We start from the raw sequence: 16,211 nt of genomic DNA, 5'->3' as shown, positions 1-16,211 counted from the left end.
AAGCCTTATGATACATCCACACCACGGCATCATCGGCAAAAGGCTTCTCATTCCGTTATTGGTATTGATGCTAGCGCTGACGACCATTACTGGTATTACAGGAAACGTTTCGTCGGTTAAGGCGGAGGAAGCTACCAAATTTGCAATACCTGACATTACTCCTGAGCAACAAGCATCGTCTTTACCCAACGTCATTGTTATTGGCACGGGTGGTACGCTTGCAGGAAAAGCTAGCAACAATGACCCGACTAATTTTCAATCCTATGCAGCAGGCACTTATCCGATAGCAGATTTGGTTAACCAGCTTCCTAGAAAAGATAAGATAGCGGATGTTTCGACATTCCAATTTGGTAATAAAGGGTCAACAGGGTACTCGATGGCTGATTTATACGATCTTTCCCTCGCTGTCGACCAGGCATTGGAGCAATATGACGGTGCTGTTGTTACAACAGGAACAGATACGATGGAGGAGATTGCTTATTTCCTTGACCTGACGGTCAGAAGTGAGAAGCCGGTTATCGTTACAGGATCGATGCGTCCATGGGATGTTATCGGTACTGATGCGCCAGCCAACCTTTACAACGCAATCAAGTTAGCAGGTAGCGGTAAGACCAAGTGGTATGGCACTGTAATCATGCTTAATGACGTGATACAAGCTGCAAGAGAAGTTACCAAAGCGAATGCTCATCGCACGGATACTTTCGAGACACCAATGCTTGGTGCACTCGGGTATATCGATCAAGCTAACATCCGCATTTACCGGCTTACGGCACGAGCATTAAAAGCCGGAAAACCGGGCTGGGCGACACCTTTTAATTTGCGACTGATTCCAAAGAGTGCTCTACCTATCGTAGAAATCGCTTATAGCTACCAAGCTGCGAGTGGAGGAGCAATCAAAGGATTAGTTGCAGATGGTGCGAAAGGAATCGTAACTGCTGGAACGGGCGCCGGTGGGATTTCATCTCAGATGAGCGCAGCGCGTAGCGAAGCGATCCGTCAGGGAGTCGTATTCGTCACGACAACAAGGACAGGCTCAGGAACGATGTATCCAACGAGCAGTAATGGTATTATCGCTGGAGATAATCTTAATCCACAGCATGCGCGGGTACTGCTGCTCGTATCGATGGCTTTCACCAATGATTTTACTACGCTAAAAAGCTGGTTTGAAACCTTTGGTACTCAGGATATTGATTTAGATAATGAAGCGCCGGTATGGTCTTCTGATGCAGCGCTAGTTGCAAGTCAGGATACGTCTAGTGATGTTGTTTTGCAGTGGCCAGTTCTTACCGATCTGAATTCGGCTTCCTATTATCGGCTTTATGAGGGTGACTCACCACTTCCATTGAAGACTCTGACAGGTAAGGTCGGCACAGCTTCACTAAGTGGCTTGACTGCAGATACCCATTACAAATTTAGACTAACAGCATTGGATAGCAATGGAAATGAGAGTGAAGGGCTTATAACGGCAATACAGACGCGAGCTGTTGACACGGGTATTCCAAGTCCTGAACCTAGTCCAAGCCCAAGTCCGAGTCCCGAACCGACTTCAAGTCCTGAACCGACTTCAAGTCCAGAGCCGACACCAAGTCCAGGACCTATTTCAAGTCCTGAACCGACACCAAGTCCAAAACCGAGCCCAAGTCCGGAACCAACTATTCCACCAAAGGAACCTGATATAAAATTAAAAGATATTTCAGGACATTGGGCTGAAGACATCATTAAAAAGGTCATTGCAGCAGGTATAGTCAGCGGGTACCCAGACAGCACGTTCAGACCGAATCAGCCCATCACTCGAGCTGAGTTCACCGTGATATTAATGAACGGACTCAAACCGCAAGGTAATGGATCGGATCTTGTGTTTAAGGATGTCGACAAGATTGCTGGGTGGTCTAAAGATTCGATATCCAAGGCATTAAAGGCGGGTATTATAAATGGATACTCGGATGGCACATTCCGACCGAATGCAACGATAAACCGCGCAGAAATGGTGTATATGATCGCCAAAGCATTAGGTGTTACGATAAATGACGTCGAATCCACCGGATTTAAGGATGATAAAGACATTCCAAAATGGGCTAAAGGCGCAGTCAAGCTTGTAAAAGACAAACAAATTACACAAGGGCGCGGAAACAATTTGTTCGCACCTCTTGAAACAGCTACTCGTGCGGAGTCGTTGACTGTAATCCTTAAGCTTTTAGAAGCAAGCAAGAAGTAATTTAATAGAAGCTATGTTAAAAGCCACGAGGCTAACGGGACCATAAACCCGCCTCGTGGCTTCTTTTTTAGGTTTTATCGTACATCCCCCTCCAAACAAACATGCCTCTCCCCAGCCTCGTTGCTCGAAAATATCTTACATCGCCCTTCAAACGTGCCTCATCCAGATCACGTTGCTCGAAAATATCGTACATCTTCCTCCAAGTGCTCCTCATCCAGACCACATTGCTCGAAAATATCGTACAACGCCCTCCAAACGTGCCTCATCCAGATCACGTTACTCGAAAATATCGAACATCTCCCTCCAAACGTGCCTCATCCAGATCACGTTACTCGAAAATATCGAACATCTCCCTCTGAACGTGCCTCATCCAGACCACATTGCTCGAAAATATCGTACAACGCCCTCCAAACGTGCCTCATCCAGACCACGATGCTCGAAAATATCGTACAACGCCCTCCAAACATACCGCATCCAGACCGCGTTACTCGAAAATATCGTACAACGCCCTCCAAACATACCGCATCCAGACCGCGTTGCTCGAAAATATCGTACAACGCCCTCCAAACGTGCCTCGTCCAGACCACGTTACTCGAAAATATCGTACAACGTCCTCCAAACATACCGCCTCCAGACCGCGTTACTCGAAAATATCGTACAACGCCCTCCAAACATACCGCCTCCAGACCACGTTGCTCGAAAATATCGTACTTCTCCTCCAAAAATGCCGCATCTGGGACCTGTTGTTCGATAATTTCGAGTAACTCTCTCCAATCGTACCTTCTCTGGGACTCGTTGCTCGAAAATTTCGTGTATCTCACTCCAATCGTACCTCCACTGAGACCTGTTGTTCGATAATTTCGAGTAACTCTCTCCAAATGGACCTCTGCTGGGACCTGTTGCTCGAAATTTTCGAGTAACTCTCTCCAATCGCGCCTCCGCTGGGACTCGTTGCTCGAAATTTTCGAGTAACTCATTCTATTCGTACCTCCACTAGACTGCGTTGTTCGAAAATATCGTACTGCTCCTCCAAACATGCCTCTCTCCAGCCTCGTTGTTCGAAAAAATCGAACAACGCCCTCCAAACATACCGCCTCCAGACCACGTTACTCGAAAATATCGTACAACGCCCTCCAAACGTGCGGCATCCAGACCGCGTTGCACGAAAATATCGAACATCACCCTCCAAACACGCCACATCCATACCACGTTGCTCGAAAATATCGTACAACGCCCAATAGGAACCATAGATGTCCCAAAAGATGAGAAAACAATAGTATTAACAGACCGGGAGAAGCCTCATTATGAGCAAAATGGAGATTTGACTTTATTTTTGAACGACTCCGGAGATTAAGTGGATATTGGGGAGATAGGTGATGATACGACTTACGATGATGTGATCCATATTTATCAGAAGCAATCCCAAGACCCATCAATCTAAGCTCATTGACTGTTCATATTCAGTTCATAAATATGAATTAACATCTTAAGTAATCAGTGATTTAGGAGGAATTGTAATGCAATATGCATATGGAAAGAAGATAGAACCAAACAATGGAGATTTGGCTGTCGAGGCACGCGGACTCGTTAAGGTTTTTGGCGACAATCGTGCAGTGGATGGCGTAGATTTGAACGTGAAAGCAGGTACGATCTATGGCGTGCTTGGTCCGAATGGTGCAGGTAAGACTACTGCAATTAGAATGTTAGCAACCTTACTTCGACCGGATGCAGGTTCGGCTCGAATCTTCGGACACGATGTGTCGAAGGAGGCGCAAATTGTCCGTCAATTGATCGGAGTGACTGGTCAGTATGCATCAGTTGACGAGTCACTTAGCGCTACTGAGAACCTGATCATTTTCTCACGGTTACTGGGGCTGGGGCGCACTGAGGCGCGACGTAAGTCAGAGGACCTGCTTGAAGAATTTGGTTTGACGGAGGCTGCAAAGCGGCCGCTCAAAAATTTCTCCGGAGGCATGCGCCGCCGGCTGGATCTGGCTGCTAGTCTCATTGCACAGCCCCCGCTGATCTTCCTTGACGAACCGACTACCGGATTAGATCCACGTACACGCGCACAAATGTGGGATACGATTCGTCGGTTGGTTAAGACAGGGTCAACCGTTTTGCTAACAACGCAATATCTTGATGAGGCAGATCAATTAGCTGACCGGATCGCGGTTATCGATCGTGGCCGAGTAGTCGCAGAAGGTACCGTAGATGAGTTAAAGGCATCAGTCGGAACCTCATCTTTGCATTTGAAAGTCAAAAATACATTGGCCATCGAGAAAGCACGTAAAACTGTTGAGCAGGTGCTTAGAGTCCAGGCAAATGTGTCTGCGGAAGCCGGAAAAATAACTGCGCCTATGGAGAACGCTGACAGGGTTACCGATCTGCTTATCGCTCTCCGCGATGCAGGCATTCAATTATCCGAGATAAGCGTGCAAAAACCGACTCTCGATGAGGTGTTTTTAACGATTACTGGTCACGGCGTTAAAGAGGATGCGTCCGATGAATCAAATAAAGTGGAGGTGGCAAGTTTATGAGTAACGCTTCAATTAAGGCGAGAGCTAATCGTCAATTAAAAAATCATACGAGCTTCGGTCAGACCCTACGCAACTCATTGACGATGGCTTATCGTGGTTTGCTGAAAATTCGGCGTACGCCCGAGCAATTGTTTGACGTAACACTCCAGCCGATCATTTTTACACTTATGTTTACCTACATTTTCGGTGGTGCTATTTCCGGTGACATAGCAAGCTATTTACCTGTCATCATTCCCGGCATACTCGTGCAAACCGTAATCACGGCCTCAATGGTAACTGGAGTTCAGTTGCGTGAGGATATGGATAAAGGTGTATTTGACCGATTCAAGTCACTGCCTATCGCACGAATAGCTCCTTTGGCTGGAGCGCTGCTGGCTGATACAGTTAGGTATTCCATTGCAACCACGCTTACTTTTACGATGGGATATATTATGGGTTACCGGCCTGACGGAGGCTTGGGTAACGTCGCTATCGCTGCTGTTCTCGTTATTTGTTGTGCTTGGGCTATCAGTTGGATTTTCGCCTTCTTCGGCGTCATTGCTCGTACGGCTTCAAGTGTACAGGGGATATCGATGCTTGTATTATTTCCTCTTACGTTTCTTTCTAACGCTTTCGTGCCGGTCGATACAATGCCTAATTGGCTTCAATGGTTTGTTAAAATAAATCCGGTATCGCATCTCGTTACTGCCGTGCGAGAGCTAGCCAACAATGGAACTGTAGGCTGGGATCTCGGGATAACCCTCATTGGCGCTGCTGTCATTGTAGCAATCTTTGCACCTATCACAGTACGTGCTTATATGCGCCGCACATAGTGCATCTAACCACCGGGATTAACTGTACTACGCAAATATAAAATCAAATCTCGTCCAAAGACTTAGTCCTGGAGGCGGGATTTTTTGTGTTCATTGTAAAGAAAAGAAATAGTATAGTAAAGTAATAGAGCGTGTAATAAATTGGATGATGAGGAGCTGCAGAAATCATAAATCAAAATAAAGTGATTTATAGAGAAATTCAAAGACCACGACAGCTTTGGTTGTGGCTGTTGATCTTACTGATTACTATTTTGATGTGGTATGGCTTTATTCAACAAATTATTATCGGGGTTCCATTCGGGGATAAACCTGCTCCAGATGCGGTTTTTGTTGCTCTTTGGTTTGTTTTTGGAATTGTTTTTCCGATTTTTATGCTTAAGATAAAACTGATAATAGAAGTTCGTGATGATGGTCTTTATATTCGATTTATGCCTTTTCACATTCGATATAAGCAGTTTTTACATAAGGATATAGAACACTATGAATCTATCATTTACAGTTCATTCGAACGCTTTGGTGGTTGGGGGATTCGTACAAACCTAAAGGGAGAAACGGCTTATAATATGAATGGTAAACAAGGATTGGAGTTTAAATTAAGAAACCAAACTGTGGTGATTGGTACTCAAAAACCAAAAGAGCTACAAAGGGCAATGGATTCTTTAGATAAGTCCTAGTAGTTATATGAGAGAACTAGTTTGATTAATATAAAATAAAAATCTGCTCTCTTATAAAACTATCATTGACGATTATGAAATGGAAATATATGCTGAAATTAAATGAAAAATGAGAGGGAGATGTCAGATGAGCACGAAGAAAAAGGTTTTGACACTAGGGGGCGTATTTATATTAGGTGTTCTTGGTGGTTCGGTTCTGATGTACAACGATTCGATCTATCACTCAGTCAATGACGCGTTGGGCAAAGGCGCGACGCAGAATGCGGTAGGTGGTGTTACGTCGATCGACATCAGTAGTATGGATATTGAAACGGCTCTGATGGCGGTGCAGTCGGAGCGGGCGAAGCTGTTGGAGGCACAATTAAAGGATCAAATTGCATCAGTGCAGCAAAAAAACGATCAGATCGCCAAGCTAAATAGCGCTTTGGAAGCAGTCAGAAATCAATTGGGGCAGATTCCGTCAGATTCGCCAGCAGGTAAGGTGATTACGGTATCCACAGAATTGAAGACTGCTTTGGCCGACGCAGGAATTTCAGCGGTGCCGCAAACCAAAGAGGATTTAGAAAGGCTTCAGCAACAGATTGCAGGCCAAATCAGTGCAAGTAGCAATAGTCAGCAAATGGACATGCTGCGGATACAAAGCTTATCAAACAAAAGAAATGAAGCATTTGATGTCATGACAAACTTCGTGAAGAAGATGCAGGATTCTAGAAACAGCATTATAGGCAACATGAGATAAAGGAAGTTGAATACATGTCCTTCGAAGTCGCTATCGATTTTTTGCGTGATCATTCTCTACTACATGGGATACCTGAAAATGAGCTGCAGATTGCAGCAAGCTCGATTGAAACGGTCAGTTTCGCGGATGGAGAGCCACTTCTAATTGAAGGAGACACCTCCGATGACTGTTTCTTTATTATGAGCGGTAAGGTACAGGTGTCTTCGCGAAATTTGGTCGGTAAGACTCTCTTGCTGGCGGAGTTGGGCTCGGGGTCCCTTGTCGGAGAAATGGGATTGCTGCATAACGAACGAAGGACGGCGCGAGTAACGGCAATCGGGGATGTAGTGGCTCTTCGCATGGAGCGCGAAGCTTTCGAGCTTTTAGCAGATCGCAGCCCACTATTTTATGAAAGCATACTGCTGACAGTCCGTATTCGCATGATCCATAGGATGCTTCGAAGTGCTTCCATATGGTCTGCTATTCCAGACGCTGAGCTTCGAGGACTTGCGGAGATCACGCTGATCCGAAAAGTCACAAAAAGCGATTTATTAGTCGCAAAGGGCTCCCTTGTGGATCAATTTTTCATGATTACCAAGGGGAGAGTAGAAATCCATGGCAGTAAAAAGCAGAAATCGTTTCTTCGTGAGGGAGACTTTTTTGGGGAGACGGGGCTACTAACAGATACGAGCTCCGAGGTTGAAATTGTTGCTTCGGAGGACAGCGAGTTACTCGTCATGGGCAAGAGTGAATTCCAATATGTTCTGAATTACTATGCTCCGGTTCGGAAGCAGTTTTTGGAAATCGTTCGTATTCGAACACCTCACCTTTTATCTAAGGTGGCGCTAGAGTATCGAGATGAGATTATTGAAGAAGAACAGAAGCCTGTCCCGCCAAAGGCCAAGGAACGTTGGGTTGATATTCTCCTTTGGCTTGGGGGAGGCTTCGTTGTGCTGTCTATAATTGCTCTGTTCCTGCAGAGCAATTGGCTGAACATCGCCGCTCTGATTGTCGGAGGCATCGTAGGTCCGGTCACATTCGTCTCCTTCATAAGAAGCCATCAGCTGTTGGGCTTTAGCCAAGCCCGGCTAGGCTTAGTCTTCCTGTTATCAGCAATCATTGCAGTCCCTTTGGCTTGGTTCTTGGAGCGAATATGGCTTTTTGATGTTGGAGTCAGCCACTTTGACTTTGCGCATTTCCGGTTGCCATTGTCCGTATCGGTTATTGAGGAAAGTGCCAAGCTGCTCGTTTGCATCGCTTTAGTCCGTACGAAGCAAATGCATTTTCTTATGGATGCGGTCGTGTTCGGTGCGGCGGCTGGCATGGGGTTCGCTGCTATAGAGAGCGTCATCTACGGATGGTCGCATCTCGAAGGGGCATCATCAGTGGGCATGTTTTCAGTGCTATGGATAAGAGCTTTGTTGTCGCCTTTTGGTCACGGTACTTGGACGGCCATCGCGGCGGCGGCTATTTGGTTCGGAACCTCGGCGAGTAGGTCGAAGGGCTTGAATAAGGCGAGCTCCTGGTCGAAAGTATGGCGTGCGGCTGCGTTACTTACCCTTGTTATCCTGCTACATGCGATGTGGGATTTCCGATTTACGAACGGGTTGGCGAAAATGGGGATGATGGTATCCGTCGGTATTGTCGGGTTAACCTTGTTGTACTTCCTCATTCGGGCTGGAAGACGGGAGGAGCTTCACGCACTTACGACCTTGAATCCTTACGTCCAAGAGTCTCTGCGTTTTATCGATCCGGAAGAGAAGGCCGCAGACGAGCTGCGCTGCGATAGCTGCGGCACTGTGTCTCCCAAGGAAACGCGCTATTGCGCCCGATGTGGTCACGCTTTGCGAATGAAGTAAATAGGTAGTTAAAGCTTCTGCAGAAGTCTGAACTGATATAATTACATCATGAGTTAGACCATAAGTTAGACCATAAGGGTTATCCTTCAAGCCGCGTTCCACGTCGCTGACAGGGTAACCTTTATTTTTTACCCGAAGTCCAGCGTCTATTGTCTATCTGAACAACATATCTTTTAAAATTTTCCAATTATGGTGTATAGTTTTGGTAGTCTAATCCAACGGGGAACTGGAGAGCTTCATAACATACTGCCTGGTTACATTGCCTAACGGTTTTGAGAAGCATGAGTATACCAAACTGGTAGCATTCAAATCACTATGAAAACAATATGTAAGGAAGAACTTTCATGGGGACGGTGACGGTATGAATATTGAAGCTGTATTTGAGAGGCTTCCCCTTCTAGCATCTGATAATTGGGTATTGAAGAAGATCGAAGCGAGTCACTTTGAAGAGCTTTTTGAGATTTATAGTAATAATCGCGTATTTGAATATTGTGGCATTACACCCAAGCATAATAAAGATACTGTGAAGAATATGATTGGTCATTTTGAGCGGGATTTTAACAAAAGAACGAAAGTAAAGTGGGGGATTTTCGCCAATAATGAAAGTGATAGATTAGTGGGAATTATTGAAGCCTTCGATTTTAATCAGAAGGTGAATATGGTGACAGTGGGCTATTTTCTGGAGGAATCGTATTGGGGCAAAGGAATAGCGACTGAAGCGGTGAAAATAATGTTGGATTTCTTGTTTATGGATGTTAATGTAAACAGAATTCAGGCTGAAGTCATGCCTTTAAACGAGGCTTCTAAGAGGGTATTATTGAAGAATAGCTTCATTAAGGAAGGGATGTTAAGACAAGCCGCATTATGGTCTGGCAAAGGCGTTGTCGATTTAGAAATATATAGTATTTTGAAAGAGGATTATATAAAAAAATACGACAAATAACGGAGGAAACCATATGGCTTCTGAATCAATTGATGAATATATATCGCAATTTCCTCCGGAGGTTCAAGAATTGCTGCAAACGTTAAGAAAAGTAATACAAGAATCGGCACCAGATGCACAGGAGAAAATAAGCTATCAAATGCCTACTTTCGTGCTTCACGGCAACCTGGTGCATTATGCTGCTTACAAAAACCACATCGGATTTTATCCAGCTCCAAGTGGAATTCATGCGTTTCAACGGGAATTAGCAAAATACAAAGCGGCTAAGGGGTCTGTACAATTTCCTCTGACAGAGCCATTACCTTATGAATTAGTAAGAAAGATAGTTAAGGTTAGAGTTGCTGAAAATATTGAGAAAGCAAAGGCAAAAGCAGAATCAAAAGGAAAATTGAAAAAGCAACAATGATTGATTTAGAGTAAGCTGAGGATCTATAAAATAACAATAAAAATCCACAACTGAGGTTGTGGATTTTTTGGTGCACACGGAAATTAAAAATGAAACAATTATCATGAATATTTGATAATAGGAACGATATTGGTCCCTCGTATAATGAGTTTAGAAAACAACGAGCGGAGTGATCATTACTATTCATCTGCTTGAATGTTTTTAGTTTGTAGTCTCATATTTTTTCGCCCTGTTGCTCAATGAACTGAACCTGAAACATCAAAGTCATTTTTGCAAGCGTTTTCATTACTGCTACATTGTTGGGCAAGGCTTAATACTTCTGGTTCATCTTGGTTGAATCGGATAAGTGAAAGGAGCGATGGAATCGCAAAATATATAGTTTATTGAAGTAGGCATAGGATTTTGCAGCCCAAATGTAATCATAAACAAGGAGGATATTCAATGAAAAAAAAACAATCTTTAAAAAAACTTCTGACTTTAATCTTTAGTATGGTCATTATTCTGTCCGCTGTTCTTTTACCTGTAGGTAGTAAGAATATTGCTTCTGCCAATAATGCGATAAATGTAAACATAGATATGGGTAATGTGATAAAGGATATCGATCCTATGGCATATGGTTTGAATGCAACAGGGTTATTCATTCCGAGTTTTACTGCAAATGAGGACTATCTGGAAAATGTAAAATATTTAGGCGGGAATGGTCTTATAAGAATGCACAGCTGGAGCATGGTTGACAATGGCTTAAGCGTTGCCAGTTGGGTGAACAGTGATATGTCATGGAATGCTGCCAAAATTGCAACTACACTTGCACCGGTATCCGGCAGGTATAATATCATGATTAACATTCCTTTGGGACCAGACGGAGCACTAGGTTCGAGCAACTTTGAAGCATGGAAAACCAATTTTGCAAATTGGGCTGCCGAGTTGGTGGAAATAGTTAATATTAATAACCATTTTGGAGTCAAGTATTGGGAGGTCCCGAACGAGCAGGAAATCACATTCAATAATACCGGTCTGAATTCAAGTCAAATGGCTCAACTTCTTACAGCGGCTTCACGTGCGATGAAAGCAATAGATCCAACAATTAAATTTGGCGGCCCGGCTACGGCTGATATAGAACAGAACTATAATCTCCTTTTGGATACAGTCAGGAATTCCTATAATGATATTGATTTTCTGTCATTCCATACTTATTCAGGCAGTGGAATAGATCCGAGTAGGATGCAGACGGATTCAGGCGCGTATGACCATGCAATGAGACAAGGGCAAGCTACAAAACAATTTAGAGAAGATCTTGATGCATTAAATTTGGGTAAGTATATTCCGATCTATTTGGATGAGTATAATATCAGTTGGGATCATGATGAAAGAATGCATGGCAACAAAGAAAATGTTTATGATGCGTTAATCGTCGCTGGTTTGATTGGCGGAAGCGCGGATATCGTAAATTTCTGGCATGCCGAAGGTTCATACATGGGATTAATGAACGATCAAAATCAACTATACTCCAATTCCAGTATGCACTATCTTTTCAACAGATACTTTGAAGGACAGGTTGTATCTGCACAATCGGCAGATGACACCAAGATTGTTGCTTATGCAACAAAAGATACAAACCGTAAATCATTGCTGATCATTAATCGTACAGCATCAGAGCAAACCGTTAAACCCAATCTGACAGGATGGGCACCTGATAATCTGGATATGTATCAATTCGCAGGTAGCGGAAGTACTGGCCCGACCTTCATTAATTGGGCATCAGTTAGTGCTGCTGGTATTACTGTACCTGATAACTCGGTTACGATATTGACGGCTGGTTCATCACCCAATATGATATCCGGGATAAAGTATAAGCTTACTGCAAAGATAAGTGGGAAGGCTCTAAGTATTGATGGGGCAAGTACTGCTGACGGAGCGAATGTAAGTCAAGATGCATTTAATTCTGCTGCTGCGCAGAAATGGTTTATCGAAGACGCAGGAGACGATTCCTATAAAATCATCAATGCTAATAGCGGTAAGTATCTTAGTGTCGATGCTTCCGGGCAGAATGTGGTTCAGCAGGTTTATTCAGCAGGTTTATTCAGCAGGTGATGATAGTCAATTATGGATGCTGGAAGATAAGGGAGGCGGATATTATCAGGTTTCCTCAAAGCAATATTCGTTGTCTCTTAGTGTGGCAGGTTCAAGTATTGAAAATGGCGCAAATGTAGACGTAAAAACCGACGGCAGCCTCGATTCGCAAAGGTGGTCGGTTGAATATACTGGGCCAAGGACGGACATCGTCGAAGGCCATTATTATAAAATAATTAATAAGAAGAGTGGTAGAGCACTTCAGGTAGCTGACTCGAGTCTCATTTCAGGTGCGGTTGCTAAACAAGAGGGTTATCAGGCATATGCCAGTCAAAAATGGAGAATATTCTGGTACAGCAACGGCTACGTCATTGAAAACAAGCATAGCGGAAAAATTCTAGAAAGCAGTGATTTAGTCGGTGGCGGAGTCGCACAATCTCCGTTCTGGTGGGATACATCCAAGCAGCAATGGACACTGGAACGTAATGCGAATGGCAACTATAAATTGAAATATGCCAAAGCTGGAACGGGTTTCGTAATGCAGCCAGCGGGGGGAAGTACAGATGCCGGGACAGTTATACAGACAACTGTCGATACGGATGATGATGCGCAAGAATGGGAGATTATTGAGGATCCAACTAACGATGCGGAATTTGTGCCTGGAAATAAGGTTGCCAATGGAGGGTTCGAAGAGGGTTCCACCGGCTGGAATGGCGGAGTTATCACAACTGATGCCAATACCGGATCGAAAGCAATATTGGTGGGACCAAGTCCAGGCGGTAATGGAATCAACCAGGAAATAATCGGAGGAATTACTCCCGGGATGAAGTATAGACTCACGTTCTCGGAAAAGGCAGCAGGAGGTACTGAAGGAATCGCTGTAGGATTACAATTTTTCAGTGCGAGTGATGAAAGTCTTGGCATCAAAACGGTGTATGTAGGTAGCAACAGCTACTCAAAACACGTAGTTGAATCTGATCCAGCGCCCGAAGGAACCAGCAAGATTAAAATATGGGTATGGAATGATAAAGCTACAGAATCATTATATATAGACGATGTTAGTCTTGTACAAGTTGTAGCAGAAGATGGGAACCTGATCGTAAATGGCGGGTTCGAGTGGGGGACGCTCGGTTGGAATGGTGGAGCTATAATGACTGATACTCACACCGGTTCAAAAGCGTTGATGATTGAACCGGGCCCAGGCGGTAGCGGAGCTGGTCAGGTTATAACTAATGGAATTGTTCCAGGGACCAAATATAAATTAACATTCTGGGAGAAGGCCGTAGGGGACGGTGGAGGAATCGCTGTCGGGATTCAATTCTTCAGTGCAAATGATGAGAGCCTTGGTTTTCAGCAGAAATATGTCGGTAGCAGCAACTACACACAGCAAATCATTGAAACAGATGCGGCACCGGAAGGAACTGCCAAGATATCTGTATGGGTTTGGAATGACAAGCCTGCAAAAACATTATATCTAGACGATGTTTACGTAGGACCCATAGTGCCGGAAATTATCGATGAAAGAAATATGATTAAAAATGGTGGATTCGAATCAGGCACGAATAGCTGGCAAGGCGGTGAGTTAACTACCATCGCACATACCGGGATAAACGCATTGCTGGTGGGGCCGAATAGCGGAGTTAATCAAATCATAACTGAAGGAATCACTCCTGGGGTGCAATATAAATTAACACTCTGGGAAAAGGCAACAGGGGATGGAGAAGGAATAGAAGCAGCACTCCAATTTCTCAGTGCAAGTGATGAAGACTTGGGTTCTTTTGATTTAATTACGGGCAGTACTAGCTACACACAGCAGATGATACTGTCAGATCCTGCCCCGGAAGGTACCAAAAAAATCAAAGTATGGGTATGGAATGACCAAGCTTCAAGGTCCCTGTACTTGGATGATGTCAGTGTGATTCCCATACTGCCTGAAATTCACGTTGATGGGAATATGATTACCAATGGAGGATTTGAGTCCGGATTAAGCGGTTGGGAGGGCGGGAAGTTAATCGCTGACGGACATAGCGGCACGAAGGCATTGATGGTTGAACCGGGTACCGGAACCAAGCAGCTTATCACCGGTGGAATCGTTCCAGGAACCAAAAATCGAATGACATTCTGGGAAAAAGCAGTCGGAGGAAACGAAGGAATTCCTGTTGGTTTTCAGTATATAGATATCCATGGCAATGACCTTGGACTCAATGTTATATATCCTAGTGATAGTCACTACACAGAACAAATAATAGAATTGGGAGCAGCACCTGAAAATACTGCGAAAATTAATGTGTGGATATGGAATGACAAAGCCCTAACGACATTGTATGTGGACGATTTCAGCGTGGTAGCTGTGCCTGAAGATGAAATAACATCTGAAGTGACGAGCATCGACATCAGTGGGGGAGGTAGCCTATCAATACCGGAAAGCGGATCATTGACAAGTCCATATACAGCTGTAGTAAAAGATCAGAATGGCCATTCGATGGATGGGCATTCTGTAACTTGGGCGATTTACAATGAAGAGGATCAGAGCATAAGCACTTTAAGCATTAACGGAGCTGGTCTATTGACTGTCGATAGCACTGCAGAAACGGGTGATTACAAGATTAAAGTTAGTTCAAATACAAACCATGAAATTAAAAGTGAGAAGATAATTACATTACTTAAAGATGATAGTGGAAGCCATACGAATACAAATACGAATTCTTATAGCAATCCAACGACTAGTGTAACTAGCAAGACTAACACCAGTATAGCAGGAAATATCAGAACTATATCTATTGTGGCACAATCAACAACTGACCCGATAACAGGCGCGGTTACTGCCGTTGTTGAGGCAAGTACATTTAAGATCATAGTTAATCAGGCAAAAGAGGCCGAAGCCTACGGACAAAAAATAGTCGTTGAAATAAAAGTCGAAGCAAACACAGATGGCAAGAATATTGCAATTGAAATCCCGAGGGAGGCCCTCAGGCAGATGATGGAAACCACTAAGGCTGATTTGAAGGTGGCTACCAGCTTTGCAACCATTCTTTTTAACCCAAATGCAGTTGCGTCCATCAACAATTCATCGTCGGTAGAAAATATCATCATTAGCATTAGGAAAGTCGATAAATCTTCCTTATCTGAGAATATACAGGCAAAAGTGGGTGATAGACCTGTGTATGATTTCTTAATCAAAATGGGAAGCACCGAAGTTTCCGAATTTGGAAATAATAATAATATCTTAATCGATATTCCATATGCGCCCAAAGCAGGAGAAAAGAACAATGCCATAGTGGTCTACTATATAGACAATATCGGAGCGCTTAAAACAATCAGGAGTAAATATGATCCGGCAACAGGCAATGTGACATTTAATGCTAGTCATTTCTCCGAATATGTAGTGGGCTATAACGAGATGATCTTTAGCGACGTTGCAGTCAATTCCTGGTATAGTGAAGCGATTGATTTTATTTCGGCAAGAGGCATCGTTAATGGTGTGGGCGACCGTAAATTTGTTCCTGATAACAACATAACACGTGCTGATTTTCTCATTATGGTAATGAATTCCTATGGAATAAAGCTTGATACCAGTGTGACGGATAATTTCTCAGATGCAGGGAGTAAGTACTACAGCAATTACCTGGGAACGGCTAAATACCTTGGTCTGGTGTCTGGCCTGGCCGATAACAAGTATGAACCTGAAGCGCTCATTAGTAGACAGGACATGGTTGTCATATTGCACCGTGTATTGGACAATCTCAGTGAATTACCGATGAATACGTCAGGTAAGGCAATGGGAAGCTTCAAGGATGCAAATGACGTTGCCGGATATGCTAAGGCTCCTATGAAGCTGTTTACAGAGGCCGGAATTCTAACCGGATTTGGAATTAATTTGTTTCCTAAGGCCACCGCTACAAGAGCACAGGCCGCACAGGTATTGTACAATTTACTTTCAATATAAAAAAACACAACACTCCCGTATCTTGTGG

11 protein-coding genes are annotated in these 16,211 nt (G+C 43.9%); 10 read left to right on the top strand and 1 reads right to left on the bottom strand.

The genetic code is table 11. The features are described 5' to 3' along the window. Window positions 1-7: 7 nt before the first annotated feature. A complete protein-coding gene (locus KCTCHS21_RS24220; protein ID WP_130614222.1) occupies window positions 8-2,215 on the top strand; it encodes an asparaginase domain-containing protein in 2,208 nt (735 codons plus the stop codon). Between the two features lie 323 nt (window positions 2,216-2,538). Here the strand turns inward: KCTCHS21_RS24220 and KCTCHS21_RS24215 are convergent, their stop codons facing one another. Continuing rightward, window positions 2,539-3,192 (bottom strand): hypothetical protein, encoded by a 654-nt coding sequence (locus KCTCHS21_RS24215; protein WP_130614220.1) that lies wholly within the window; start codon window positions 3,190-3,192, stop codon window positions 2,539-2,541. Between the two features lie 540 nt (window positions 3,193-3,732). Here KCTCHS21_RS24215 and KCTCHS21_RS24210 point away from each other — a divergent pair. The 9 genes from KCTCHS21_RS24210 to KCTCHS21_RS24170 all read left to right on the top strand — a co-directional run bounded on the left by KCTCHS21_RS24210 (window position 3,733) and on the right by KCTCHS21_RS24170 (window position 16,183). Then, window positions 3,733-4,755, top strand: a complete 1,023-nt coding sequence (locus KCTCHS21_RS24210; protein ID WP_130614218.1) for an ATP-binding cassette domain-containing protein — start codon at window positions 3,733-3,735, stop codon at window positions 4,753-4,755. Further along, window positions 4,752-5,567 carry an ABC transporter permease gene (locus KCTCHS21_RS24205; RefSeq protein WP_130614216.1) on the top strand — a complete coding sequence of 272 codons (816 nt, stop codon included), beginning with the start codon at window positions 4,752-4,754 and terminating at the stop codon, window positions 5,565-5,567. Before KCTCHS21_RS24210 ends, KCTCHS21_RS24205 begins: the two co-directional genes overlap by 4 nt. 164 nt (window positions 5,568-5,731) lie before the next feature. Further along, on the top strand, window positions 5,732-6,241 hold the full coding sequence (locus KCTCHS21_RS24200; protein ID WP_130614214.1) for a DUF6141 family protein: 510 nt from the start codon (window positions 5,732-5,734) through the stop codon (window positions 6,239-6,241). A 127-nt stretch (window positions 6,242-6,368) separates the two neighbouring features. Beyond that, entirely contained in the window at window positions 6,369-6,980 is a 612-nt protein-coding gene (locus KCTCHS21_RS24195) for a hypothetical protein (protein WP_130614212.1), read from the top strand. A 14-nt stretch (window positions 6,981-6,994) separates the two neighbouring features. Continuing rightward, window positions 6,995-8,818: a cyclic nucleotide-binding domain-containing protein gene (locus tag KCTCHS21_RS24190; protein WP_130614210.1), complete on the top strand. Its 1,824-nt coding sequence runs from the start codon at window positions 6,995-6,997 to the stop codon at window positions 8,816-8,818. 361 nt (window positions 8,819-9,179) lie between these two features. Beyond that, a complete protein-coding gene (locus KCTCHS21_RS24185; protein ID WP_130614207.1) occupies window positions 9,180-9,761 on the top strand; it encodes a GNAT family N-acetyltransferase in 582 nt (193 codons plus the stop codon). Window positions 9,762-9,774: 13 nt separating this feature from the next. Further along, window positions 9,775-10,167, top strand: coding sequence for an iron chaperone (locus KCTCHS21_RS24180; protein ID WP_130614205.1), 393 nt, complete (start codon window positions 9,775-9,777; stop codon window positions 10,165-10,167). Window positions 10,168-10,608: 441 nt separating this feature from the next. Next, window positions 10,609-12,258, top strand: a complete 1,650-nt coding sequence (locus KCTCHS21_RS24175) for an RICIN domain-containing protein (RefSeq protein ID WP_130614203.1) — start codon at window positions 10,609-10,611, stop codon at window positions 12,256-12,258. Then, a complete protein-coding gene (locus KCTCHS21_RS24170) occupies window positions 12,170-16,183 on the top strand; it encodes an RICIN domain-containing protein (RefSeq protein ID WP_130614201.1) in 4,014 nt (1,337 codons plus the stop codon). Before KCTCHS21_RS24175 ends, KCTCHS21_RS24170 begins: the two co-directional genes overlap by 89 nt. Window positions 16,184-16,211 lie beyond the last annotated feature (28 nt).

Origin of the sequence: Cohnella abietis (assembly GCF_004295585.1) — a bacterium.
In the GTDB taxonomy this organism is placed as follows: domain Bacteria; phylum Bacillota; class Bacilli; order Paenibacillales; family Paenibacillaceae; genus Cohnella; species Cohnella abietis.
Note: the sequence above shows the minus strand (reverse complement) of the source record. Positions and strands in the feature narration are given on the sequence as shown.